Annotated in this window: 17 protein-coding genes and 2 tRNA genes; 6 read left to right on the top strand and 13 right to left on the bottom strand. The window is 61.4% G+C overall.

Annotated elements, in window-relative coordinates:
- Nucleotides 1-137: 137 nt before the first annotated feature.
- Nucleotides 138-2,654 (bottom strand): ribonuclease R, encoded by a 2,517-nt coding sequence (rnr, locus tag PQR53_RS10295; RefSeq protein WP_408452744.1) that lies wholly within the window; start codon nt 2,652-2,654, stop codon nt 138-140.
- Nucleotides 2,655-2,968: 314 nt separating this feature from the next.
- On the opposite strand from rnr, the gene PQR53_RS10290 reads away from it, so the two are divergent.
- The 3 genes from PQR53_RS10290 (at nt 2,969) to PQR53_RS10280 (ending at nt 4,778) form a co-directional block, all read left to right on the top strand.
- Nucleotides 2,969-3,055: transfer RNA gene (locus PQR53_RS10290), tRNA-Leu, on the top strand.
- 251 nt (nt 3,056-3,306) lie between these two features.
- Nucleotides 3,307-3,393: transfer RNA gene (locus PQR53_RS10285), tRNA-Leu, on the top strand.
- Between the two features lie 152 nt (nt 3,394-3,545).
- Nucleotides 3,546-4,778, top strand: a complete 1,233-nt coding sequence (locus PQR53_RS10280; protein ID WP_408239407.1) for a tyrosine-type recombinase/integrase — start codon at nt 3,546-3,548, stop codon at nt 4,776-4,778.
- Here the strand turns inward: PQR53_RS10280 and PQR53_RS10275 are convergent.
- From PQR53_RS10275 to aspT, 4 genes are all read right to left on the bottom strand, one after another.
- Complete coding sequence (locus PQR53_RS10275) at nt 4,702-5,490, bottom strand: nucleotide-binding protein (protein ID WP_408269147.1); 789 nt, start codon at nt 5,488-5,490, stop codon at nt 4,702-4,704. The genes PQR53_RS10280 and PQR53_RS10275 overlap by 77 nt on opposite strands.
- Nucleotides 5,491-5,499: 9 nt before the next feature.
- Nucleotides 5,500-5,961: a hypothetical protein gene (locus tag PQR53_RS10270; protein ID WP_408226534.1), complete on the bottom strand. Its 462-nt coding sequence runs from the start codon at nt 5,959-5,961 to the stop codon at nt 5,500-5,502.
- 1,302 nt (nt 5,962-7,263) lie between these two features.
- Nucleotides 7,264-8,919 carry a bifunctional aspartate transaminase/aspartate 4-decarboxylase gene (locus PQR53_RS10265; RefSeq protein WP_408226531.1) on the bottom strand — a complete coding sequence of 552 codons (1,656 nt, stop codon included), beginning with the start codon at nt 8,917-8,919 and terminating at the stop codon, nt 7,264-7,266.
- 57 nt (nt 8,920-8,976) lie between these two features.
- Nucleotides 8,977-10,668 carry an aspartate-alanine antiporter gene (gene aspT / locus PQR53_RS10260; RefSeq protein WP_408452742.1) on the bottom strand — a complete coding sequence of 564 codons (1,692 nt, stop codon included), beginning with the start codon at nt 10,666-10,668 and terminating at the stop codon, nt 8,977-8,979.
- Nucleotides 10,669-10,983: 315 nt separating this feature from the next.
- Here aspT and PQR53_RS10255 point away from each other — a divergent pair, with 315 nt between their 5' ends.
- Together PQR53_RS10255 and PQR53_RS10250 are read left to right on the top strand one after the other, a co-directional pair.
- On the top strand, nt 10,984-11,508 hold the full coding sequence (locus PQR53_RS10255) for a hypothetical protein (protein WP_408226525.1): 525 nt from the start codon (nt 10,984-10,986) through the stop codon (nt 11,506-11,508).
- A gap of 349 nt (nt 11,509-11,857) precedes the next feature.
- Nucleotides 11,858-13,432 (top strand): class I adenylate-forming enzyme family protein, encoded by a 1,575-nt coding sequence (locus PQR53_RS10250; protein WP_408226519.1) that lies wholly within the window; start codon nt 11,858-11,860, stop codon nt 13,430-13,432.
- 46 nt (nt 13,433-13,478) lie between these two features.
- On the opposite strand, the gene PQR53_RS10245 is transcribed toward PQR53_RS10250, so the two are convergent.
- The 7 genes from PQR53_RS10245 to PQR53_RS10215 form a co-directional block, all read right to left on the bottom strand.
- On the bottom strand, nt 13,479-13,925 hold the full coding sequence (locus PQR53_RS10245) for an acyl-CoA thioesterase (RefSeq protein WP_408269132.1): 447 nt from the start codon (nt 13,923-13,925) through the stop codon (nt 13,479-13,481).
- A 16-nt stretch (nt 13,926-13,941) separates the two neighbouring features.
- Nucleotides 13,942-15,249, bottom strand: a complete 1,308-nt coding sequence (gene hisD, locus PQR53_RS10240; protein ID WP_408226513.1) for a histidinol dehydrogenase — start codon at nt 15,247-15,249, stop codon at nt 13,942-13,944.
- 143 nt (nt 15,250-15,392) lie between these two features.
- Nucleotides 15,393-16,295 (bottom strand): SDR family NAD(P)-dependent oxidoreductase, encoded by a 903-nt coding sequence (locus PQR53_RS10235; RefSeq protein ID WP_408226510.1) that lies wholly within the window; start codon nt 16,293-16,295, stop codon nt 15,393-15,395.
- A gap of 87 nt (nt 16,296-16,382) precedes the next feature.
- Nucleotides 16,383-16,838, bottom strand: coding sequence for a MaoC family dehydratase (locus PQR53_RS10230; protein ID WP_408226508.1), 456 nt, complete (start codon nt 16,836-16,838; stop codon nt 16,383-16,385).
- On the bottom strand, nt 16,835-17,989 hold the full coding sequence (locus tag PQR53_RS10225) for an acyl-CoA dehydrogenase family protein (RefSeq protein WP_408226505.1): 1,155 nt from the start codon (nt 17,987-17,989) through the stop codon (nt 16,835-16,837). The genes PQR53_RS10230 and PQR53_RS10225 overlap by 4 nt, the downstream gene beginning before the upstream one ends.
- Nucleotides 17,990-18,004: 15 nt before the next feature.
- On the bottom strand, nt 18,005-19,204 hold the full coding sequence (locus tag PQR53_RS10220; RefSeq protein ID WP_408226502.1) for an acyl-CoA dehydrogenase: 1,200 nt from the start codon (nt 19,202-19,204) through the stop codon (nt 18,005-18,007).
- 13 nt (nt 19,205-19,217) lie between these two features.
- Nucleotides 19,218-20,399: a lipid-transfer protein gene (locus PQR53_RS10215; protein ID WP_408452740.1), complete on the bottom strand. Its 1,182-nt coding sequence runs from the start codon at nt 20,397-20,399 to the stop codon at nt 19,218-19,220.
- Between the two features lie 396 nt (nt 20,400-20,795).
- On the opposite strand from PQR53_RS10215, the gene PQR53_RS10210 reads away from it, so the two are divergent.
- Nucleotides 20,796-23,495 carry a winged helix-turn-helix domain-containing protein gene (locus tag PQR53_RS10210; RefSeq protein WP_408226496.1) on the top strand — a complete coding sequence of 900 codons (2,700 nt, stop codon included), beginning with the start codon at nt 20,796-20,798 and terminating at the stop codon, nt 23,493-23,495.
- A gap of 33 nt (nt 23,496-23,528) precedes the next feature.
- Here the strand turns inward: PQR53_RS10210 and PQR53_RS10205 are convergent, their stop codons facing one another.
- Entirely contained in the window at nt 23,529-24,689 is a 1,161-nt protein-coding gene (locus PQR53_RS10205) for an iron-containing alcohol dehydrogenase (RefSeq protein WP_408406173.1), read from the bottom strand.
- Between the last annotated feature and the right edge of the window lie 10 nt (nt 24,690-24,699).

Raw genomic sequence — 24,699 nt, 5'->3', positions numbered from 1 at the left:
CGTACTTGCCGCGGTACTTGTTCAGTGCTTGTTCGGTACTTGTGCGACACCCGACTTGACCACACTGAAACGAAGACCGCGCGCAACCGGTACGTCTGAACGTACCCGATGCGCGCGGTTCAAGCCGTCATGCGACTTCAGCGCTTCTTGCGGGCCTGCGGCTTCGATGCCTGCTTGGCCGGCGCGCCGCCATGCTTCTTCGCCGCGCCGCGTGCCGCGCGTGCTTCCTGGACGGCCGCGGTTTGCGCCGGCGCAGCCTTCTTGCGCCGCCCACCCGCGCCTGCCGCCGCGCTACCCGCACCGCCTTCCACCGGCGGCAACGAACGCACGCGGGCGCCACCGGTTTCACCGGATGCCTTGTCGGCAAGCGCCTGACGATTCACCGGCGGCTTGATCGGCGTATCGCGCACGAGGCGGAAATCGATCTTGCGCGCATCCAGATCGACGCGGCTCACCTGCACACGCACGCGATCCGACAAGCGGTAACGAATGCCAGTACGTTCGCCGCGCAACTCGTTCTTGATCTCGTCGTACTGGAAGTAGTCCGAGCCCAGTTCGGTGACGTGCACGAGCCCTTCGATGAACAGCGAATCGAGCTGCACGAAAATGCCGAACGACGTCACGCCGTTCACCATGCCGCCGTACTCTTCACCGAGCTTGTCGCGCATGAAGTAGCACTTGAGCCAGGCTTCGACGTCGCGCGAGGCTTCGTCCGCGCGGCGTTCGTTGGCCGAGCAATGCAGGCCGAGCTCTTCCCAGATCGCCACGTTGTTGGAGCGCTGGCGGCCGCGCTTTTCGTCGTCGGCTTGCTGCATCGCGCGGGCGCGCGGCGACAGCGCCGTGTTCAACTCGACGCCCTGCGGCGGCTCCGGCTGATACTTGCGTCCTTGCAAGATCGCGTAGATCGCGCGGTGCGTAAGCAGGTCGGGATAGCGGCGAATCGGGCTCGTGAAGTGTGCATACGCTTCATACGCGAGACCGAAGTGGCCGATGTTGTCCGGGCTGTAGACGGCCTGTTGCATCGAGCGCAGCAGCATGGTTTGCAGCATCTGCGCGTCGGGCCGCTCGCGGATCTGCGCCATCAGCGCGGCATAATCGCTGGCGTGCGGCTTGTCGCCGCCAGCGAGCGTGAGGCCCATGCCGCGCAGGAAGGTGCGCAGATTTTCAAGCTTCTCGGCGGTCGGCCCGGCATGCACGCGGAACAGACCCGGGTGCTTGTTGCGCTTCAGGAAGTCGGCCGCGCAGACGTTCGCGGCCAGCATGCATTCCTCGATCAGCTTGTGCGCGTCGTTGCGGGTACGCGGAATGATCTGCTCGATCTTGCCCTGCGCATTGCAGACGATGTACGTCTCAGTTGTATCGAAGTCGATCGCGCCGCGCTTCTGACGCGCGGCGAACAGCGACTTGTAGACGCCGTACAGATTCTGCAATTGCGGCAACAAGGCGGCGCGGCGGGCGGCTTCCGGACCCTTGGTGTTCTTCAGCACCGCCGCCACTTCGGTATAGGTGAGGCGCGCGGCGGAATTGATCACGCCGGGATAGAACTGATACGCCTTCACTTCGCCGCGCGCGGTGACGATCATGTCGCACACCAGCACGCAACGATCGACGTGCGGATTGAGCGAGCACAGGCCGTTCGACAGCTTCTCCGGCAGCATCGGAATCACCCGGCGCGGGAAGTACACCGAGGTGCTGCGCTCGATCGCGTCCGCGTCGAGCCCGCTCTTCGGATGCACATAGTGCGAGACGTCCGCGATCGCGACGATCAGGCGGAAGCCCTCGCCGCGACCGACCTGAACCGGCTCGCAATAAACCGCGTCGTCGAAGTCGCGGGCGTCTTCACCGTCGATCGTGACGAGCGGCACGTCGCGCAGATCGATACGATGACGCGCGTCGACCGGACGGACTTCGTCGGGCAGCTTCGCGGCTTCGTCGAGCGCGGCCTGGCTGAATTCGTGCGGCACGCCGTACTTGCGCACCGCGATTTCGATTTCCATGCCCGGGTCGTCGATATCGCCGAGCACTTCCACCACACGGCCGAGCGGCTGCGAATGACGGCTCGGAAAATCGGTCAACTCGACCACCACCACCTGGCCGACCTTGGCCTTCTTGGTGTTCTGCTGGATCAGAATGTCGTGTCCGATCCGCTTGTCTTCAGGCGCGACGATCAGCGCGCCGTTCTCGTTCAGCAGACGCCCGATCACGCGCTTGTTGGCGCGATCCGTGACTTCGACGATATGCCCTTCCGGCCTGCCACGGCGGTCATAGCCGACGATGCGCGCAAGCACGCGATCGTTGTGCATGACCTTCTGCATTTCGCCGGTGGGCAGAAACAGATCGTCCTGACCGTCGTCGCGAATCAGAAAACCGTAGCCGTCGCGATGGCCCTGCACGCGGCCCGCGACGAAGTTCGACGGATGGGTCAGCTGATAGAGATTGCGCTGATCGAGCCGGATCTGGCCGTCGCGCTCCATGGCGCCCAGGCGCTTGAAAAATCCTTCGCGCTCCTGGCGTTTGATCGACAGGGCTTCGGCGATGTCGTTCGCGGCAAGCGGCGCTTCACTCGTGCGCAGGACACCGAGGATTTCCTCGCGGCTTGGGATCGGATACGGGAATTTGCTCAAGGGCTTGTCGATGATTTTTTCTCGTTGCATGGACGTCGGTCGGCGATGTGGCTCGGCTTAAGAAGCGCTTGGGCGCGCCTGGGTTGCGCTTAAGTTGCACTTGCGATTGCACTGGAGATTCTGCTCGGGTCCGGCTCGTTCAAGTCTGAGTCCGACGGGCGTGTGCACCGTGCCAACGAACTACTGCGAGGCATTCTAACACCCGTCTTGCACGCCACGCGGCCCGTCAATAGTCGCTGTGAGCCGCCTGCGTGCTCGCTGCGGCGTCGTTCAAGCGACTTTTGAGAAACGCTTGACACCCCTGAATCTGTCGCTATAATGGCGTTCTTTGCTGTTCATCACCTGCCCAGGTGGCGAAATTGGTAGACGCACTAGGTTCAGGTCCTAGCGGTGGCAACACTGTGGAGGTTCGAGTCCTCTCTTGGGCACCAGATTCAAAAGTAAAGCCGCCTCCGGGCGGCTTTACTTTTTGTGTGAGGCCATGTGATCCGGGGCTGTTTTTTCTGGTCGGATTGCGTGGTTGGCAGGACGGTTGCGGCGACGCGAGTCGGCAGATCGCGCAGTGAGGTTTTGCCTCGCTGCGCGACACCAACCGGGCGATTGAAGAAGCGCTGGTTTGTTTGCAGGTAGGGATTGACACGCTGCTTCAGCTCGCTAAAATGGCGGTCTAGCTTGAAGACGTGCCCAGGTGGCGGAATTGGTAGACGCACTAGGTTCAGGTCCTAGCGGTGGCAACACCGTGGAGGTTCGAGTCCTCTCCTGGGCACCAACAGTTGTTCCGGCGCAAGCCGAAGAAGTCCGAGAAACCCCGTAAGATCAACGTCTTACGGGGTTTTTTGTTCTCTACAGATCCCCTGCGTTCCACTGACATCGACGATTTTTGCGTATACTGTTGCGTATACCAGATTCGGGGGCAAACCCATGCCCAGACGCGTCGAACCGAAGTCAGAGTTAGTGTTCCGTGCCGCCAAAGCGCGCGCCCGTTCCTACCTTCTCGCGGATGGAAACGGACTCGCCCTGAGGGTCCAGCCGAACGGCACCAAAACCTGGCTGTTCCGCTATCGACGACCGAGCACAGGCAAGGAGAACTTCCACAGCCTCGGCCCCTACCCCGATATCACGCTCACTGATGCGCGACGGTCGGCCACTACCGCACGCAATCTCGTACGCGAAGGCATCGATCCGGTTGCATATCGCCAGGCCGAGTCCATCGCCCGCAAACGCGTGGCCGAAGGCGCCTTCCATCTCGTGGCCCAGCGCTGGCTCGACTACAAACGGAAGGAATGGGCCGACGAAACCTACCGGAAGGCGGAGTTTGTCGTGCGCGAATACCTGACTCCCGCACTCCGCAACAAGCCCATTTCGACGCTTGCGACGCCAGAGGTCAAGCCCGTACTTGAAGCGATTGCAGCTCATGCGCCTAACCTCGCGACCAAGGCACGGCAGTATGTCGGTGGCATCGTAACGTACGCCGTCCAGAACGGACTGCGCGAAGATGGCGCCGCCTTGACACTGCGCGGCGTTGTGCCTCGCCACAAGAAAGGCCACATACCAGCGATCACCAAGCCTGCGGACATCGCTCCGCTCGTCCTTGCTATCGATGCCTACAAGTCGCCTATTACCCGCGCCGCCCTCAAGCTCACCATGCTGACCGGCCTTCGCCCAGGTGTGGTTGCCGCGGTACCGTGGGATGAGGTGAACCTCAAGACAGCTGAATGGCATGTTGCAGCCGAGCGGATGAAAATGCGGCACGATCACATCGTGCCATTGCCGAAGCAGGCCATCGCCGTCCTGAACGAGTTGCAGTCACTTACCGGTAAGGGGCACTATGTCTTTCCGTCCCCTGCCCGTCAAAAGACCCCTCATCTACATCGAGATGCATTGAGCAAAGCACTGCGAGAGATGGGCTTTCAAGGGAAGCACGCGACGCACGGTTTCCGGGGCATGCTTCGCACCGTCGCGCGAGAACGACTCGGTATGGATATCGATGTACTGGAAGCGCAACTGGCACACGCCAAACGTGGCGATGTACAAAAGGCCTACGATAGAACTACGTTTGACGATGATCGTCGCCGGGTCATGCAGGAGTGGGCCGACTATATTGATCGCCTAAGCATGCCAACGACAGAAACGGGATCGAGCAAGCGGACCTGAGCGGCATACCCACTCGATTGTCAATCCAGTGGCTGCACCCTTTGTGGGAACGGATTGCCGCCAGGTCATGTATCGACGATACCGTCACCGATACCGAAAAACCTAGTCGGCAGTTATCGGCTTTCGATAGACTGCATCGGAGATTCAACCCGTGCTTTCGTCGATGGATCAGGAACACTAGGCATTTGAGGGCGATTTCTCCAAGGATATCGTCATCGATACCGTCAGGCACGTCCAAGGTAATCCTGGCAGAGCTTGCTGAAGCCATGATTTCAACCCGGGAACGATCCCTGGCAGACTTCATTCGCCCCAGAGCTAGACGTTCCAGACTGTCGCGCTGCCGGTTAATCACCCACAGGACTACTAGTCGGCGCTGAAGCTCGCCTAGCGTACCGGCCAGCATCGCACCAAATCGCGCAACACCCGCCTGATTACGCGCCGCCGTATTGACGATTACTGCCGCGTCCCGGTGTCCGTCGCAGAAATTGACGAGGCCAATCCAGCCGTCTGCATCGTCCAGACTATAGGCAACGCAATGCATCTCGTCCTGAACCGCCTTCATGACGTCCGGATTTGAGGTGTCGGTTTCAACCAGCGCGGCATGGATATCCTGACGCTGGAGATAATCGGCCAGCGCAAGCGATACAAAGCTCTTACCCACACCGCCCTTGCTGCCGCCAACCAGATAAATGGGGGGAATCGTCGTGTCCATTTGAGCCCTCTACAAGTTTTCAACATCGGGCGTGATCTCGAACGAGAACGCGTCCCGAATTACCATTGATCCCTGCTGACTGACTGCCCTTCCCCCATCCTGCGTTTTCCCGGCAGGCTTGTTGCCGGCATGTAATGCTCTTTCCTGACTACCCTTCTTCGCGCGTGCTGCCGTCGTCGCACCCTGCACACCATTCGCTTCTGCCTGAACAGGCCGACTCTCCTTTGCAGCGCGTTGCATCGCGTATCTCAACGTGCTCGCGCTGATTTCGACGCCATCCTGGGCAAGCTGCTGCACGATTTCCTCCAGCGTGTACCCCTTTTTCTGGGCGCTGCAGATCTGGGCCTGCATCGACTTGATTGCATCCCGCACATTGACGCGATGCTCATGCGCAGGCTTTGCCGGCAGCGTATCGAGACGGCGCGAGGCGGCGTCCCATTGCGCCTGGGTAAAGCTCTTCACCATCGGCATGACTCGCTCCGGTGTGCGGCCTGAATGCCATCTTGCAAACGATTCCCGATGATCGTCAACACCCTGAATCAGGCCTGAAGCAAGGCACGAGAACACGGCGGAATACAGAGGAACTGACCGGAATAGGAAATTTTTTTGCGTCGTTTTGTACGGGCAACACGTGGGGATTCGTGCGAGAAGGCACGACCGTCGAGGCTACCCAGCGATAGCAATCAATGGTTGCGCGCTTCTACAGGTTTGACCGGTAGGAACATTGTTCACCGTAGGAGGCTGCGATCGCGCAAGTTGCGCCGAGCAATCGCAGGATTCGATTTAATCCGCTTCGTTATACAGGTTTTTTCTGCGCTGCTCGCCAACACCTGGCATCTCCAAGTGGCGGAAGAGGCTGCCTTCTCGCGTAGACATTCAACAGGTCATTTGAATTTTTCTGCGCGAAGCATGGAACTCCGTGTTCTCCATATTGCGCCAGCAATTACGGGTTTCTTTCTCCAGACTGTTCGGTCAATTTGCGAGCAGGGAAATCTACCCGTACGATGTCGCGCACCTTCCCTCGCAAGAGGTTCAGTTTTCTGCGTGCCACAGATGTCTTTTCTGTGCTAGTGGATCGTTTTTCTTGCGCCAGGTGGTCATTCTTTTCGCGCGGCGTCGGCTACCCTACTCACGGGATCTGCGGACGACAAACTGAACAACGGAAAAACAAGGGATGGCAGGATAGGCTACCGCCGGTTTTGGGCGCCATGTGCAATGCACTTCTACTAGATAAACATGGTCGCGGCCTCAGTAACCTTGCGCTTGTTAACAAACGCTCTCGCGTTGACCGGGATCCTGTTGCGTACGCTGGTGGTGTGAACGATCAGATCAACGAGGATATCGAGCACTGTATTCGTGGCCGCCGAAATAGCTCGCGATCCGCAGCGGAGTTGAGAGGTCGAACGAACCCTACTTCAGCCGGTCGTCGCCGATGTCGCGGCTAGGACTGATTGCAAAGATCAGCGGGCGTTAGAGACGTCGTCGCGGCCGGCGGGTGTCGGCAATTGCGATCACTGTTAGCCCGTCATGAGGCAACTGCTATACCGAAAAGCGGCCCGCTCGCCGCATCGGTCGGGGTCTCAAGAAAATGCAAAGAACGATACTACTTTGAGCCGGGCAACCACCAGCCGATCCGTCCCGCCCGCCCTCGCCTTTGCGACACCTGGTCGCCGCGATAACGTGGGCTATCGCCGCCCCGACCAGCAGATTCTTCTCGGTTCGATGTGCCCATTGAGGACTCCCGCCCACGCATGGATTCAGCGAAGCAGCCCGTCAGAGCACCTTGTTCTTATCGAGCTTCTTGCCCGATGCCGCGTTGTAGTGGTCGACGTATTCGCCAAGCAATGCCCGGATCGCGCGTCCGATCTTCACATAGTCGCTCTCGTTGAGATTCGCAAGCGACACGCGGCCCGACGGATGCTGTGTACCGAAACCGCGTCCCGGCAGCAGCACGACCCGCGCGTCCTTCGCGAGACGGAACAGCATCTCGGACGGCTCAGTGTTCTTGATCACCCAATCGACGAAGTCGCGTCCGTAGGCTCGCTCACCGAGGAACTCGAGATCGAGGATCGTGTAGTAGTCAACCTTGTTCTCATCATCGTCATCGAAGCTAATGCCGATCTCGCGGTATAGCGCCTGCTTACGGCTGCGGATCAGCCGCTTGAGCGCATTCTTGTACGCATCGGGCGTATCCATCAGCGAGAACAGAGAGAACAACACCATCTGCACCTGCTGCGGTGTCGACAAGCCAGCTGTGTGATTCAGCGCGACGGTGCGGCTGTCGGCCACGAGACGATCGATGAACTTGAGCTTGGCCGGCTCGGTCGTGATCGACTCGTAGCGCGTGTTCAGTTCCTTTTTGACGTCCTTGGGCATCTCGGCGAGCAGCCTGTCGAGCACATTGTCGCGATGCGTCGCAATCGTGCCCAGGCGCCAGCCGGTCGCGCCGAAGTACTTCGAGTACGAATACACGAGGATCGTGTTCTTAGGTGCGAGTGCGAAAAGCGACACGAAGTCATCGGCGAAGGTGCCATAAACGTCGTCGGTCAGCAGGATCAGGTCGGGACGTTCCTTGACGATGTCGGCGATGTATTCGAGGCTCTCGTCGCTGATCTTTACCGAAGGTGGATTGCTCGGATTCACGAGGAAGAACGCCTTCACCTTCGGATCGCGCAGTTTGTCGAGTTCCTTCTTCGAATATTGCCAGCCGTTTTCCACGTCGGCATTCAGGTTCACGACATTCAACTGGTAGTCGTTCAGACGCGGAATTTCGATGTACGGCGTAAAGATCGGCATGCCGAGCGCAATCGTGTCACCTGCCTGGATCAGGTGATTCTCACGCATCGTGTTGAAGATGTACGTCATCGCCGCCGTGCCGCCTTCGACAGCGAAGATGTCGAACTCGCCGATGAACGGATGCTTGCCGATCATCTCTCGACGCAGATACTGCCCAACGATGATCTCCGAGAGCTTGAGCATCCGGTCCGGCACCGGATAGTTGCAGGCGAGAATGCCTTCGCACATTTCATAGAGGAAGTCGCCGGCAGACAGTCCGAGCTGGTCGCGTACATACGAAACGGCGGCGCCCAGGAAGTCAATACCGGGCACGCCCCGGTTTTCGCGCAGGAATAGCTCGAAGCGTTCGGTGAGCCCTTCACGCTTCGGAAAGCCGCCGATGCCCTCCGGCATGTACGCAAACGAACGCTCAGATTCACGCATCGCGAATAGCCCGATCTGCCAGAAACCGTGGCGTGGAACCGTCGCGAGAAAGTTTGGATTGCCGCGACCGGCATTGAGCATCGATGCGTTCGCCGCGCGCTCGACTGCGCCGCCGCCCGCGGCCTTGATGAGTTCGTCCTTCAGTTCGAACGGGCTGAGCGCCGCCATCGCAGCACGATCGCCTGCGCCCGCTTTAGAAGACTTCGCCATCCAACACCTCCATTGAGGGTTAACGTGCAGGAAAAGCCGAATGCGTCAATGTGGGAGTCAGGTCAACAGCATCACGATGACCATCCCCCAGATCGTAAGCAGCGTATTGCCCACTGCGTAGGTGACGGTGTAACCGAGACCCGGCACCTGGCTTTTGGCCGCGTCGCAGATCATGCCGAGCGCGGCTGTCGTCGTTCTCGCCCCGGCACAGATGCCGAGCAGAATCGCAGGATGGAACTTGAAAATGTATTTGGCAATGAACATGCCAAGGATGAGCGGTACACTGGTCGCGAAGATGCCCCACAGGAAGAGGCTCACACCCAGTTGCTGAAGGCCCGAGACGAAACCCGGCCCCGCCGTGATACCGACCACCGCAATGAACACGTTCAGACCGACTGAGTTCATGAACCAGATGGTCGGCTCGGGGATCCGGCCGAAGGTCGGATGAATCGCGCGCAACCAGCCGAACACGATACCCGCGATCAGCGCACCGCCCGCCGTCGATAACGTAATGGGAATCGCCCCAACCTTGATCACGACGGCACCGATCAGGGCGCCGAGCGTAATCGCAAAACCAACGAACGCGATATCCGCGGCGCCGGTGGGCCGATCGAGCACGCCCAGATCTTTCGCGGCCGCCGTGGTGTCCTGCGTGCGGCCGATGATAGTGACGGTGTCGCCACGATGCAGCCTGGTGCTCGGTAAGACCGGAATCGGTGTTTCCGTCGCGCCACGCTTGATCCTGCGCAGGAAGACGCCGCGCGCCAGAGGCCGCGCCGCCAACTCCTGCAAGGTCTTCCCGTCGACCTCCTTGTTCGTGACATAAACGTCGACACCTTCGGCCGGCACGGCCAGCAATTCCGGATCGTCGACCTCGGTACCCCGTGGCCCCAGCATCGCCACGAGATGCTTGCGGCGCCCGGCAACGGCGACCACGTCGCCCGCCTGCAGCACATCGTCGAGCTTTGCGTCCTGAAGCACGCCACTGCGTCTGATCCGTTCAACGAATAGCCGGGCTCCTTCTGGCGACCTCACTTCAGCCTGTGCCACCGTCAGGCCGACAGCCGGGCCGTGTTCCGCAATCCGGTAGGCACGCAATTCATATTGGTGCCATGCCACGGCGGCCCCACCTGACTCCTGTGCCCCGCCCAGCGTCGCTTCATACTCTTTGCACGCTGCCACGAGATCGATACCCAGGAGCTTCGGTCCGAGCGTCGCGAGGATCAGTGCGGAGCCAATAGTGCCGAAGATGTAGGTGACGGCATAGGCGGTCGGCATTGCGTCCAGCAGCGCCTTCGTCTGGTCGGCGGGTAGCCCGAGGCGATTCATGGCGTCTGTGGCAAGGCCCATCGATGCAGAGATGGTTTGCGACCCCGCGAAGAGGCCCGCGGCCGAACCGACGCTATACCCGGCAAGCTTCGCCGCAACATAGGGCGCCGCGAGACACAATATGCACTGAACGACAGAAAACAATGCTTGCGGCAAGCCGTCCTTCGCAACGCCACGGACGAACTGCGGGCCGACGCCATAACCGACGGCGAATAGAAACATCAAGAAAAACACTGACTTGACGTTAGCCGAGACGGTAATACCCAGCTGTCCGATCGCAATGGCGGCAAGCAGCGTCGCCGTCACCGCCCCGAGAGTAAACCCGCGATAGCTTTTCCCGCCTATCCAATATCCGATCCCCAACGAGAGAAAAATGGCGATCTCGGGGTAACTGCGTAATGTTGTAGTGAACCATGACATACGCACTCCTTGGTGGACTGCTTCTCGACGATATATTCGACAGGCTCAAGCAATAACATACGGGCATTCCAGCCCGGCGCAGCCGCGTGCTGCTGAGCCGACCGACGCGCAGGCAGTACGTTCGGGAAGGAAAGGGTCGTCGATTGAGTGTAGGAAATGAAACCTGAAATACAATCCTTTCAACGGATCTGGGAGCGCACCAGAATGCTCCACACGATGGAGTTCAGAGGTCAAGGAACGGTTAAGCTTCGCACGCCCTTGATGTCATATGCGGAGCGATGATGCTGCCCAACCCTATCTAGATGGGAGAGGAACATGAGCAAGCTGACCACCACGATCAAGCGCGAATTTATGGAGATGCTGCCGCCGACTATCTTCTTCGTCATCCTCCACATCGTCGCGATCATTCGGGCCCTGACAACAAAGGGCACCGACATTACGCTGCCCACTTCCGCCTCGGTGACCATCGCCGCTCTGATTCTCAGCAAATCGGTGCTGGTCGCCAACATGCTGCCGTTCGTCAACCAGTTTCCCGAGAAACCGCTGATCTGGAATGTCGGATGGAGGACGTTCATTTACACGATTGTGGCGTTGCTCGTGCACTACGCGGAGCACCTGTACGACTACTGGAAGGAAGCACCGGGCCTGGTTGCCGCCAACAACATGCTGTTTGCCGAACTCAACTGGGCGCATTTCTGGGCCATCCAGATCCTGCTGGTCACGCTAATCGCCAACTACTGTGTGCTCGCCGAACTCGCACGTGTAGTCGGTCGCGACAAGCTCAAGGCGTTGTTCTTCGGTCCCCTGCCCCACAAGCCCGACGGGCAGACTATCGTCTAGTTCAGCTTCAGACATGACCGCGCAGGTTATTGCAGGCGTGCAATGAATTCAGCTGCGTGCGGTTGCATGGGTGCCAGCTGCGAGGTTGGTGATACGCCGTTAGTTACCGGGCCGGCCCCAGCGATACCTCCGCGTTCGCCGAACCGCCAGCGATATAGGCCTGGCGGTTTAGCGTGTTGCCGCTGGCGGTGTACGCGCCGACCGCCGCACTGTCCTGCCGATGCGCCTTCGCGCCTTGACCGACGGCAACGCTGTTATGTGGCTTCGCCCCCCTCCGGAATGAGGGGTTCACATAACGCCTGCGGCGTTATAGTCGGCGTCAACGGCTGGCTACGACAAATGGAGACAGATGATGAAAATGAATTTCGCCCGCATGACCGAACAATTGTCCGTTCGCCATCGCGACCGCGAGGCGCTTGTGAATATCGAACGCCAACGGCGCTTCACGCACCGCGATCTACATCTGCTCACCAATCGCATCGTGAACATGATGGTCGAGCGTCTCCAACTGCGGCGCGGCGACACCTATTTGTGCATTCTGGAGAACGACAATCTGTCGTTGCTGCACGCCTGGACCGCACTGAAGGGCGAAGCCGCCGCCGCATGGACGAATTTCCGCGACTCGAGCGACGAGCACCGCTGGCAAATCGAGTTTATCCAGCCCAAGGTGGTGTTTCTTGAGAACGCGCTTCTCGATCGCTACTTCGACATGCTGCATGAGCGCGGCATCCTGGTCGTCTGCATGGATCCGCCGCCGGGCGCGCGCGAAGGGCTGGCTTACTTCTGGGACCTTCTGGAAGACGTTTCCGATCGAAACCCCGGGATCGAAAGCGATCCCGACACCGACGTCCTTATCTACCGGTTCACCGGCGGAACCACCGGCAAGAGCAAGTGCGCGCAGTACACCATGGAAAACTGGCTGGCCTGCCGGAACTCGGCCTACCTGGAGAGTGAACAGCTGTACGACGCCGACTCGCGGTGCCTGCATATGGCGCCGATCAGTCACGGTTCGGGAATGGCCTTGCTGGCAGCGCTCTTTCGTGGGGGCTGCACCGCCACGCAGAACCTGCCCGATCTGACCCAGTGGTGCCGCAACGTCGAGACTGAGCGAATCACCATGAGCGCGCTCGTGCCGACGCTGTTGTACTGGCTGCTCGATCTGGCCGAAGCTTCCGCCTACGACCTGTCGACGCTGCGCACGATCGCCTACGGTGCCGCCCCGATGAGCCCGGCCAAACTCGATCAGGCGCAGAAGCGTTTCGGTAACATTTTCGTGCAGGTGTACGGGGGAACTGAATGCCTGCAATACGCCACGATGCTGACCAAAGCGGACCATCTGACGGCAGCGGAAACCGGCCATCTTGCTTCTGCCGGACGCGTGGCAATCGACGTCGAACTGATGATCGTCGACGAGACAGGTAAGGAAGTCGCGCCGGGCGCAACGGGCGAGATCTGGATCCGCTCGCGGGCGACCATCGACGGTTACCTCAATAACCCGGAAGGCACGGCCAGCGAATTCTCCAACGGCTTCTGGAAGTCAGGCGATCTCGGCTATCTCGACGACCAGGGCTTTCTGTACATCGTCGACCGCAAGAAAGACATGATCATCACCGGCGGCTTCAATGTCTATGCAGTCGAAGTGGAAGCCGCGCTAAATGCTCATCCGGCGGTGTCGAACTCGACCGTGGTGGGCGTGCCGCACGATGAATGGGGCGAAGCCGTGCACGCGGAAGTGGTTCTGCGTGCCGGCGAATCCGTCACCGCCGAAGCATTGATTGAACATGTGAAGAGCCGCATAGGCCGCTACAAGGCGCCCAAGTCGATCGTGTTCGTGGAGGATCTCCCGGTCAGCGTGGTCGGCAAGGTATTGCGCCGCAAGGTCCGCGAAAAGTATTGGGCTGATCGTTCGCGGCAGGTTGGATAGTACTGGCGCGCTTTGCCCGCAGCTCCGGCTGCGGGCTCGGCGTTCCCTAGCGGTCCGCCGCGACCGTAAGCGGCGCGAGCGCCGCTCGCATCGCATCGGACAAATGCATCGGGCGACGCGCAATGCGATCGACGTAGACATGCACGAAATGACCTTGCGCTGCGGGCTCCGCCTCACCTTCACGAAAGAGCCCAACCTCATATCGAACACTCGATGAGCCGAGTCTCGCCACGCGCAGCCCGGCGTCGACGCGGTCCGGAAATGCGACCGACGAAAAATAGTTGCACTGGGTTTCGACGACAAGCCCAATCGCTTCGCCGTGCTCGAAATCGAGTACCCCTATTCGAAGCAGATACTCGTTCACGACCGTATCGAAGTAGCTGTAATAGACAACGTTGTTGACATGTCCGTAGACGTCGTTATCCATCCATCGAGTCGGAATCGAGAGGAAGTGACGGTACGCATCACGTGACAAGGCAGTGGGTTTCTTCATTGCTGCTTTCCCCCGTTCAAACCGCCGCGCCACCGTAAGGAACGTCCTTATGGCCGTAACGGCGCACACGCAGGTTAGCCTGCTCGCCGTGGCCTGCGAAGCCTTCCAGCGCGCACAAACGCGAGCAGTACTCGCCGATCATCGCCGATGCCTCGTCCGTCATGACCTTCTGATAAGTGCAGGTCTTCAGGAACTTGCCCACCCACAGTCCGCCCGTATAGCGTGCCGCCTTTCGGGTAGGCAGTGTATGGTTCGTGCCAATCACCTTGTCGCCAAACGACACGTTGGTGCGCGGCCCAAGGAAGAGCGCACCGTAGTTGGTCATGTTGCGCAGGAAATAGTCGGTATCGCGCGTCATCACCTGCACGTGCTCCGAAGCGATCTCGTTGGCGATGCGAACCATCTCTTCGTCGCTTTCCGCCACGATCACTTCGCCATGCTTGTCCCACGACTTGCGGGCAATATCAGCCGTCGGCAGTATTTTGAGCAGGCGTTCGACTTCGGCCATCGTCTCGCGAGCCAGCTTCTCCGAGGTGGTCAGCAGGATCGCGGGCGAATCGGGACCGTGCTCGGCCTGGCCGAGCAGATCGGTTGCGCACATTTCGCCGTCGACAGATTCGTCGGCGATCACCAGCGTCTCGGTCGGACCGGCGAAGAGATCGATCCCTACCCGCCCGAACAATTGCCGCTTCGCTTCAGCCACGAATGCGTTGCCTGGCCCGACGAGCATGTCGACGGGCGCAATGCTCTGCGTGCCGATCGCCATCGCGCCGATGGCCTGGATGCCGCCCAGACAGTAGATCTCGTGCGCGCCTGCCATATGTTGTGCAGCGACGACGGCGGGTGCCGGTTTACCGTGAAACGGCGGCGCGCAGGTCACAATGCGCGGCACGCCGGCCACCCTCGCGGTAATCACCGACATATGCGCCGACGCCAGCAACGGATACTTGCCGCCAGGCACATAGCAACCCGCAGCGTTCACCGGCAAATTCTTGTGACCGAGAACGACGCCCGGCAACGTTTCGACTTCGATGTCGCGGATCGAGTCGCGCTGGTGGCGCGCAAAATTCTCAACCTGCTTCTGCGCGAATTCGATGTCGGCGATGTCACGCGCTGACAATTGCGACAGACATTGATCGATTTCACCTTGCGACAGGCGGTAGTCGTCACGCTCCAGTTTGTCGAAGCGGATCGACAGATCACGCACCGCGGCATCGCCTCGCGCCTCGATATCTGCCAACGTTGCTTCAACCGTTTCGCGTACTTCGCGCGCGGCCGCCTTCAGAACCTCCGCCTCGGCGCCTCGCTTGAGCCAAATTGCCATTTCTAATCCCTGCCATCTATGATTATGCGGCCTCGCGCGCCGGCCGCCCACCACGCCGGATTTTCAGCACCGGCATCTACAGCCCCCGCCGCTTCAATACGAAAACGGCCCCGGCAGCATCACCACCGGGGCCGTTCACTCCGTTACTGGCCGCAAGCCAGCTTCAGGAACGCCTGCACCTGCGGGCCCGACTCTTCATAGGCGCGCGCCGTGCTCCAGTTCGCGATCTCGTCGAAGCGCGCCGCGATGCCTTCGGGCGTCAGCTCCGCGTCCGACAGCAGCACCGGCGCGGTCTCCACCACCGTCGCCGCGGCAAACGCACCGCCGCCCGCTGCGATAATCGTCTTCGACGGCGCATCCTCGCCGCACAAGAACAGCACCGCCGGCGTCACGCGTTCCGGCTGGATCCGCTGCAGCATCGCTTCGGGCAGAATGTCGGACGTCATGCGCGTGGCCGCCACCGGCGCGATCGTGTTCACCTTGATGTTGTACTTGCGGCCTTCGGTCGTCAGTGCGTTCATCAGGCCGATCACCGCCATCTTCGCGGCTCCATAGTTCGCCTGGCCGAAATTGCCATACATGCCCGAGGACGACGTGGTCATCACGATGCGCCCAAACTCCTGCGCACGCATGATCTCCCACACCGCCTTCGAGCAATTGATCGAGCCCATCAGGTGCACGTCGAGCACCGCCTTGATATCGGCCATCTCGAGCTTCTGGAAACTCTTGTCGCGCAGGATGCCGGCGTTGTTCACGAGGATGTCGACGCGCCCAAACTCCGTCACCGTGCGCTCAACCATCTTCTGCACCTGATCGTAGTCGGCCACATTCGCACCGTCGGCGATCGCCATGCCGCCTGCCTTGACGATCTCCTCGACCACCGCGAGCGCCGCCTCGGACGAGCCGCCGCTGCCATCGCGCGCGCCGCCGAAATCATTGACGACGACCTTCGCGCCACGTGCGGCCAGCGCCAGCGCGTGAACACGGCCCAAACCGGCGCCCGCGCCGGTCACAATGGCGACCTTGCCATCAAAACGAATTGTCATGGTTTGCTCTCCAGATTAATAGTCATTGCTGATTCTTCGGAATCAGAAGTCGGACACGATCGTGAACCACGACCCTGCCTCAGTCAGTTACGGAAACAGGCGTGTGATCGATTCCGCGACGCACGCGGGCTTCGTGCCCCCTTCGCATTCGACGGTCATCTCGATCTTCAGTTGTGCGCCGCCGTTGGCGAGCGCCTCCCACGCGAGCAAGCGGAAGTGCGCGCGCAGCCGGCTGCCCACGGGCACCGGCGCGACGAAACGCACCTTGTCCAGCCCGTAGTTCAGGCCGCTCTTCGTCTCGCGGATCTCGAAAGCGGTTGCAAAGAACGCCGGCAGCAGGCTCAGCGTCAGGAAGCCATGCGCAATCGGACCGCCAAACGGCCCGGCCTTGGCCCGCTCGACGTCTACGTGGATCCATTGGTGATCGCCGGTGGCGTCCGCGAACAGGTTCACGCGGTGCTGGTCGATCAGCAGCCAATCGCTCGTACCGATCGATTCGCCGACCAGCGGCTGCAGGTCGGTGATTTTTTCGAAAATCTTCATGCTGCGTTGTCTCCCTGAAGCAAGGTTTTCTGCAATTGCGCCGCACAGGCCGCCTCATGCCGGCCGCTGCTGCCCAGCAGAACATCGGCTACCACGGCGCGTTTGTAGTAATGACCGACCTCATATTCTTCGGTCATGCCGATTCCGCCATGCAACTGAATCGCCTGGCCGCACACGAATTTCGCCGCCCGCCCGATCAGCGCCTTGGCCTGCGAGACCGTATGCTGACGCGTTGCCGCATCATCGTTGTCAATCGACGCGAGCAGCGCGTACAGCATCGAACGCGCCACTTCCAGTTCCGCAGCCATATCGGCCATGCGATGCTGCAGTGCCTGGAAGCTGGCGATCGGGACGCCGAATTGCTTGCGCATCTTCAGGTATTCGGCGGTAATCGCGATTGCCTTCTCCATCCCGCCCACCAGCTCCGCGCACAGCGCCGCAGTGCCGTGTGCGAGGCCCTGCTCCAGTGCGGCCAAACCTTGGCCGGGCGCTCCGAGCACGGCGTCACGCGGCACGCGTACGCCTTCGAACGAAACTTCCGCGGCCCAGCTACCGTCATGTAGCGGCAACGCGCGACGCGTCAAGCCCGTGCTGGCGGCGTCCACCAGGAAGAGCGTGATGCCGGGCGCGTCTGGCGCGATCGCTGACACGATGAAACTGTCGGCGTCGAGCCCGCCCGCTACCAGTGTCTTGCGGCCGTGCAGCGTATAGCCGTCCGCGGTGGCCTTCGCATGCAACTGGACAGGCTCGGCAAAACCACATGACTGCGCTTCGCTGTACGCGAGTGCGAGCTTGCGCGAACCCTCTGCAAGCGGCGGCAGCAACTGTTCGAGCTGCGCCGGCGTGGCGGCGGCCACCAGCGTTTGCGCCGCGAGCACCGCGCAGCCCAGATACGGTTCCACCACCAGACCACGGCCAAATTCGTGGGCGATCAATACGGTGTCGATGAGCGTGCCGCCCAGACCGCCGGCCGCTTCGGGCAGCGCTGCGGCGAGCCAGCCGTTGTCGGCAAACGTCTGCCAGTGCGCAGCGCTACGGGTAGCGCCCGCCTTGAGCGACGCGGTTCGCGCTTCAAAGCTGTAGGCCTTGTCGACAAAGCGGCGCACGCTGTCCTGCAGCAGTTGCTGCTCGGAATTCAGGTTGAAGTTCATGATCGATAGCCCAACTCAGAATTGAAACAGCATCTTCGCGATGATGCCGCGCTGAACTTCGCTCGTGCCGCCATAAATCGTCGACGCACGCCGGAAGAACATCTCGTTGGCAATGCCGCGCCCAACTTCCTGCAGCGGCAGCGCCTCGCCCTGCGCGTCATCGTGCGGCTCCGGATACGCGATCGCGCCATAGTCGCCGAGCGCCTCGAGCGCGAACTCGCTGAGCCTTTGCTGCAGCTCGGTGCCACGCACCTTCAGGATCGAGCCCATCGCATGCGCTGCGGGGCTATGATCCTGCTCCATCGCAGCGACGCGCTTGACCATCATCGCAATCGCGTTGACCTCCGCCTCCAGCCGCGCCAGCTTCAGCGCGAACTCAGATTGCTCGATCAATGCCTGGCCGCCGGCGAGCTGCCTTGTCGCGAGCTTTTTGAGCTGCATCAGGTAGCGGCGCAAGATCGGCAGATCGGCCGCGGAGGCGTGCTCGTTGTTGAGCAGGAACTTGGTAATGTTCCAACCGGCGCCCTCTTCGCCGACGCGATTGCCAACCGGCACCCGCACGTTGTCGAAGAAGGTTTCGTTCAGGTGATGGCAATCGTCGATACTGCGAATCGGGCGCACCGTAATACCCGGCGTCTTCATGTCCACCAGCAGGAAACTGATACCGGCCTGCTTCTTCACTTCGGTATCGGTGCGCACCAGCAGGAAGATCCAGTCCGACTCATGCGCATAGCTGGTCCAGATCTTCTGGCCGTTCACCACGTAGTGATCGCCCTCGCGCACCGCCTGCGTGCGAAGTGACGCGAGGTCCGATCCCGAACCCGGCTCCGAAAAACCCTGGCACCACAGCCGCTCGCCGGCGAAGATCAACGGCAGGTGTTCGGCTTTCTGCTCGGGCGACGCGAACTCGTTGAGTACCGGGCCCAGCAGCTTCTGCGCAAAGCCGTCCTGAGTGGGCGCTCCCGCGGCGACGCACTCTTCATCGAACGCCAGCCGCTGCAGCACGCTCCAACCGGTGCCGCCATCCTTCGCTGCCCAATAGGGCGCGCCCCATCCTTTCTGATTCAGGATGCGCTGCCAGCGCACGAGATCGGCACGCATCGACCTGACGCTGCCCACCGGCTTGCCGGCAAGGTCGGCCGGCAAGTTCTCGCGCAGGAACGTACGAACCTCGTCGCGAAATGCGTCCAGTCCCTGATCGGGTTGAAAGTCCATCAGCGTCTCCCGCTCAGTTCCGGTACATCGTCACGACGCAAGCGCCGCCGATGCCGACGTTGTGCTGCAGGGCGATCCGTGCACCTTCGACCTGGCGCTCACCCGCCGTGCCGCGCAGTTGCTGGACGAGTTCGGTGCATTGCGCGAGACCCGTTGCGCCGAGCGGATGTCCTTTCGACAGCAGGCCGCCGGACGGGTTGACGACATAGCGACCGCCGTAAGTGTTGTCACCGTCGTCGATGAACTTCTCTGCGCCACCTTCCGGACACAGGCCAAGCGCTTCGTAGGTGATCAGTTCGTTGTGTGCGAAACAGTCATGCAGCTCGACCACGTCCACGTCTTCCACACCCACGCCCGCCGTCTCGTAGACCTGACTCGCGGCGTCCTTGGACATGCCGTACCCTGCCACGTAGCGCAGGTCGTCGCCGTGCAAAGATTCCTCCTTGTCCGTCGTGATCGCCTGGGCGGCGATCCACACGCGCGAATCGAGACCATGCTTGCGCGCATAGTCTTCGCTGCACAGGACGGCCGCCGCCGCGCCGCAGGTCGGCGGGCAGGCCATCAAGCGCGTCATCACGCCGGGCCACAGCACCTGCTCGTTCATGACGTCCTCGACACTCACCACCTTGCGGAACACCGCAAGCGGGTTGTTCGCCGCGTGGCGGCTCGCCTTGGCGCGAATCTTCGCGAAGCTCTCCATCGGCGTGCCGAAGCGCTTCATGTGCTCCATACCGGCCCCGCCGAAGATGCGCAGCGCGGGCGGAATGTCGGTCGGCACGCCGAGCCGGTCGCATTGCTGGTTGAACAGATCGGAAGGCAGCGGACGGTCGTTGAAGTAGCTGCCGAGCGCGCCCGGATTCATCTGTTCGAACCCCACCACCAGCGCGATGTCGATCGCGCCCGATACGATCGCCTGGCGTGCGAGAAACAGGCCCGTGGAACCGGTCGAGCAGTTGTTGTTGACGTTGAAGATCGGCAACCCCGTCATGTCGACGTGGTACAGCGCGCGCTGGCCGGCCGTCGAATCGCCGTAGACGAATGCGGCATACGCCTGCTGGATCGCCTGGTAGGTCACGCCTGCATCGGCAAGCGCGAATCGCGCAGCCTGCGCACCCATCAGGTCATACGTTTCACTGGCACCGGGTTTCTTGAACGGGACCATCCCTACACCGGCGACTACCACCTTGCGTGTCATACGCTCTCCTCCACCTGTTATTCACGCCGTTCGGGGGAATCGGCACTGGGCCATAATAGGCAGAGCCGCCCCGCACCCGCCCCTTCCTTTCTAGGGGGCGTTCAAACTTGCCCGCCGGTACAGAAACAGCGAGCACAGCACGCGTCAGCGCGACACCCGACGCTTGTCGGTATCTTCCCCACACCCCTCGAAACGAGGGGCTCTACCGCGACCGACCCGCTCTAAGCTGGACGGAACGCTGCGTCCTGCCTGTTCCCGACATGCGCGAAACGGGTCGATCATCCTGGCGGCCGGCAGGCGCCGGCACGCGAAATCGCAACGGGTTACGCCATAGCGAACGCTCCAGCAGCGCCTCGGCTGCGCGCGGCGCCATTGTTCACTGTTGACGGCCTGACGATGCACTCGACCAAACTCCTGATTTCGACGAAGTTCGCACCGCCCCGTATCAGCGCCAGGCATGTGCCGCGCGCCGGCTTGCTGAGCCTGCTTTCGCAGACACAGCAACGCAAGCTGGCGCTCGTCACAGGCAGCGCCGGCTACGGCAAAACCACGCTGCTTGCACAATGGCGTCAAACCTGTCTGCAATCGCATGCGCAAGTGGCGTGGCTGTCCCTGACTTCCGACGACAGCGGTTTCACGGATTTCTGTGCTGTCTTCTTTGCCGCCCTGCAGCAGATCGGCGTCGCGGTCGAGCTCGACCTGTTCGTCGAGGGCAGCAGCCAGAGTGCGATCGACGAGATGATCGCGAGCGTGCTTGCGGGCATCGCCAATCTCGCGAGTGAGTTGTTTCTCGTCCTCGACGACTACCATCACGTCGAGGATCCGTGGATACACAAACTGGTGCAGAAGCTGCTCGACCAGTGTCCCGCGAATTTCCATCTGGTGATCGCGTCGCGTTCAGCCCCGCCACTCAGCCTGGGCCGGCTTCGCGTGATGGACCAGATGGTCGAGATCGACTGCGTGGAGTTGCCGTTCAGTGCCACGGAAACGCGCAGCTTTCTCGACGGGAACCTCGGGCCGGGCAAAGTCAACGCGGACGACGCGGGTCTCATCTATGAGATGACAGGCGGCTGGCCGTCCTGCCTTCAACTGATCGCCATCATGCTGAAAAACCACCCGGGTGCCGGCAGCCGCTTGCGCGACGTGGTGTGGCGTTCAAACGATCTGCAAACCTACCTCAGCGAGGAGGTGCTCGCTGACCTGCCCGCCGAACTCGTCGAGTTCGCCGAGACACTCTCGCTGTTTCGCCGTTTCAACGCACCGCTTGCGGAGTACGTGACCGGCAATCCGCGCGCGGCCGAACTGCTGAGGCGCATGGAGTTCGAGAATCTGCCGATCCAGCCTGTCGATCTCGACGATCGCACGCCCTGGTTTCGCTTCCACCGGTTGTTCAGCGAATTCCTCAATACGCGCGTGGAACGGCGCGGCGTGCACGCCATCGCGGATCTGCATAGCCGCGCGAGCCGCTGGTTTGCCGCCAACGAGTTGCTCGTCGAGGCGGTGCGTCATGCCAACCTGGCGGGAGACGTGGATCTCGCCGCTTCGGTGATCGAAGGCGCGGTGCCGGCAAACTGGACGCTGGGATACCTCGGGCCGATCCTCGGCTTGCTCGAGCGCCTGTCTCCCGAGACGCTGCTCAAGCATCGCAAGCTCTCCTTCCTCGCCTGCCTCGCCGTTGCGATGGCTGCGCGCGCGCCTATTGCGCAGGCGCGGCTGACACAACTGCAAGCAAGCGAAGCCGCCCGGCACCCTGATATTGCGAGCCGCCTGCCGCTGATCCATGCCGTCATCGCACTGCAGCGAGACGACGCGAAGCACGCGATCGATCTGCTGGAGTCGCAGCCCGACGCCGCTGCCGATAACCCGTTCCTGCGGTATCTCGCGCTTTCCGTGTTGGCCACCGCCTATGCGGGTGCAGGACGCTTCGCCGATGCTCGAAGCCTGTTGGACCGTCACCCCATGCTTCCGCGCGACGAAAACAGCGACATGGCGATCGTCGCAGAAAATACGCGCGTCCTGTTGCTCTTGCTGGAGGGGAACGCACTCGAGGCTGAACGACTTGCTTCACCACTGCTGGCACGAGCGCAAAAAGAATTCGGCGATCAGTCCGTGCCCGCCAATGTTTGCTCGGCATTCGTCGCCGACGCGTTTTACGAGCTCAACCGTATCGACGATGCACGCGAGACACTCGCCAACCGCCACGGATTATTGGAATCATCAGGCGTGGAAGTGACCGTACGGGCTTCACTCTGCCGGGCCCGGCTCGACCTGTTGCAGGAGAGTCCTGGTGCGGCACTCGCGTTCCTGCAGCGGCAGGTCGTGCGCTTTCGCACCGTGGGGCTGGATCGCCCGGTCGCGCTCATGCTCGCCGAGCAGCTCAAGATCCTGCTCGCCAAAGGCGACAAAGTGCACGCCGCGACGGTGATGGCAGCCCTCGATGAGCTCGCCGGCGCTCACGCCGACAGTCAGGGCTTCCTGGCCGAAATCCCGGCCGCCGCGGCCCTTGCGCGAGCGCGCATGAATCTCGGCGAGCGGCCGGAGCTTGCCATTCAGGCGCTCGAAGAGGCGCGCCGGTATGCGCTGGCGCTTAAACGGGGCAAGCTGCTCACGTTGGTCGATTTGCTTTCGGCGCGCGCGCTCGATGAGCTGGGGCGGACGGATGACGCGATGGCATCGCGCAGCCGGGCCGTCCAGTTCGGCTGCCAGTTGGGCCTCGTGCGCACTTTTCTGGACGAAGGCTTGCTCGCACGCGAAGAACTCGCGCTGCTGGTGAAAAAACAGGGATCGCAGGACCGATCCTTGCAATTCGCACGCGAACTGCTGGCGGGATTTCCCGACGACGGCACGGCGAAAGGCCTGGCCGTACCGGCGGAACCGCACTCGCGCGCCGGCCGGGGACAGGCCGCGCTGACGCAACGGGAAATCGAAATACTCGAGCTGGTGGCACAGGCCATGTCCAACAAGCGCATCGCGCTGACGTTGAAAATCACGGTCGAGACCGTGAAATGGAACCTGCGCAATGTCTTTTCGAAACTGGAAGTATCGAGCCGCTACGACGCGATGGTATGGGCACGGAATCGGAACCTGATCCAATAGGTGCGTTCAGGTTGCAGACTGGCGGGCCGAGCGTCAGAACGCGGCGCGGTAGATCGCCAGTGCGTCGCCCTCCTCGACGGGACGAGGGTTATTGACAAGCAGGCGCGTCTGCAGCATCGCGTCGCGGGCCATGCGTGGCAGGTCCTCAAGTCGAACGCCGACCTCGCGCAGTGTCCGCGCGATGCCTGCCGCCTCTATCAGACAATCGATGTGGTCGATCAGCGCGTACGCCTTCGATTCGTCGCTGCAGGCTGCGGCTGGCACCACAATGTCGGCAAGCTCCGCGTACAGATGCGAAGCCGCCTCGACATTGAATTTCATCACATGCGGCAACACGAGTGCGTTTGACAGACCGTGCGGCACATGAAAAATGCCACCGATCGGATAGGCGAGCGCGTGCACGGCGGCCACCGGCGAATTGGCGAACGCCTGCCCCGCGAACATCGCACCGAGCAGCATGGCCTCACGCGCCGCGCGATCGTTGCCGTTGTCGCAAGCACGCAGCAGATTGCGCGACAGCAACGAAAGCGCCTTCATCGCCAGCATGTCGGAAACAGGATTCTTCAGGTGTACCGACGTATAGGCTTCGATGGCATGAACCATCGCGTCGATGCCCGTCGCGGCGGTTGCGTGCCGTGGCAGCCCCAGCGTGAGCTCAGCGTCGAGGATGGCGAGGTCCGCGTACAACTGGGGCGCCACGACGCCCGTCTTGGTCGTCTCGCCGGTAGTCACGATCGACACCGCCGTCACCTCCGAGCCGGTCCCTGCGGTTGTCGGCATCTGCACGAGAGGCAGGCGTGCGCCGGTCACTTTCCTGACGCCGTAGATCTCGGCCAGCGTTTGACTGCCAGGCACGAGAATCGCAATCAGCTTGGCCACGTCCATCGACGAGCCGCCGCCCAGCCCGAGTATGACCTCCGCGTCGGCGGCGCGCGCGCGGTTCGCCGCCTCGATCACGATGTGCTCCGGCGGATCGGCGATCACATCGTCGACCAGCGTCACATGCCACCCGTGTGCGCACAAGTCGTTCAGTGCCGGATCGAGTAGCCCGCTTCTTTTCAGTGCACTGTCGGTAACGACGCACAGGCGAGTCTGGGAGCGATACGTCTCGCGAAGCAACGCGCCAAGGCGTCGCGCCGCGCCAAACTCGACGACGATGGTGGGAACGGTTTGAAAGCTGAATGATCGCGTCATGTCTTTGAAA

The organism is Paraburkholderia fungorum (genome assembly GCF_046027605.1).
Taxonomy (GTDB): Bacteria; Pseudomonadota; Gammaproteobacteria; order Burkholderiales; family Burkholderiaceae; genus Paraburkholderia; species Paraburkholderia fungorum_F.
This window is presented reverse-complemented; position numbering and strand designations above follow the sequence as displayed.

Bases quoted from the DNA above. Each gene is read 5' to 3' on its own strand.
- hisD (WP_408226513.1), bottom strand. From the start codon at position 15,249: ATGGCAATTTGGCTCAAGCGAGGCGCCGAGGCGGAGGTTCTGAAGGCG.
- PQR53_RS10275 (WP_408269147.1), bottom strand. From the start codon at position 5,490: ATGGACACGACGATTCCCCCCATTTATCTGGTTGGCGGCAGCAAGGGC.
- PQR53_RS10250 (WP_408226519.1), top strand. From the start codon at position 11,858: ATGATGAAAATGAATTTCGCCCGCATGACCGAACAATTGTCCGTTCGC.
- PQR53_RS10265 (WP_408226531.1), bottom strand. From the start codon at position 8,919: ATGGCGAAGTCTTCTAAAGCGGGCGCAGGCGATCGTGCTGCGATGGCG.
- aspT (WP_408452742.1), bottom strand. From the start codon at position 10,668: ATGTCATGGTTCACTACAACATTACGCAGTTACCCCGAGATCGCCATT.
- PQR53_RS10220 (WP_408226502.1), bottom strand. From the start codon at position 19,204: ATGGACTTTCAACCCGATCAGGGACTGGACGCATTTCGCGACGAGGTT.
- rnr (WP_408452744.1), bottom strand. From the start codon at position 2,654: ATGCAACGAGAAAAAATCATCGACAAGCCCTTGAGCAAATTCCCGTAT.
- PQR53_RS10280 (WP_408239407.1), top strand. From the start codon at position 3,546: ATGCCCAGACGCGTCGAACCGAAGTCAGAGTTAGTGTTCCGTGCCGCC.
- PQR53_RS10255 (WP_408226525.1), top strand. From the start codon at position 10,984: ATGAGCAAGCTGACCACCACGATCAAGCGCGAATTTATGGAGATGCTG.
- PQR53_RS10205 (WP_408406173.1), bottom strand. From the start codon at position 24,689: ATGACGCGATCATTCAGCTTTCAAACCGTTCCCACCATCGTCGTCGAG.
- PQR53_RS10225 (WP_408226505.1), bottom strand. From the start codon at position 17,989: ATGAACTTCAACCTGAATTCCGAGCAGCAACTGCTGCAGGACAGCGTG.
- PQR53_RS10230 (WP_408226508.1), bottom strand. From the start codon at position 16,838: ATGAAGATTTTCGAAAAAATCACCGACCTGCAGCCGCTGGTCGGCGAA.
- PQR53_RS10235 (WP_408226510.1), bottom strand. From the start codon at position 16,295: ATGACAATTCGTTTTGATGGCAAGGTCGCCATTGTGACCGGCGCGGGC.
- PQR53_RS10210 (WP_408226496.1), top strand. From the start codon at position 20,796: ATGCACTCGACCAAACTCCTGATTTCGACGAAGTTCGCACCGCCCCGT.
- PQR53_RS10245 (WP_408269132.1), bottom strand. From the start codon at position 13,925: ATGAAGAAACCCACTGCCTTGTCACGTGATGCGTACCGTCACTTCCTC.
- PQR53_RS10215 (WP_408452740.1), bottom strand. From the start codon at position 20,399: ATGACACGCAAGGTGGTAGTCGCCGGTGTAGGGATGGTCCCGTTCAAG.
- PQR53_RS10270 (WP_408226534.1), bottom strand. From the start codon at position 5,961: ATGCCGATGGTGAAGAGCTTTACCCAGGCGCAATGGGACGCCGCCTCG.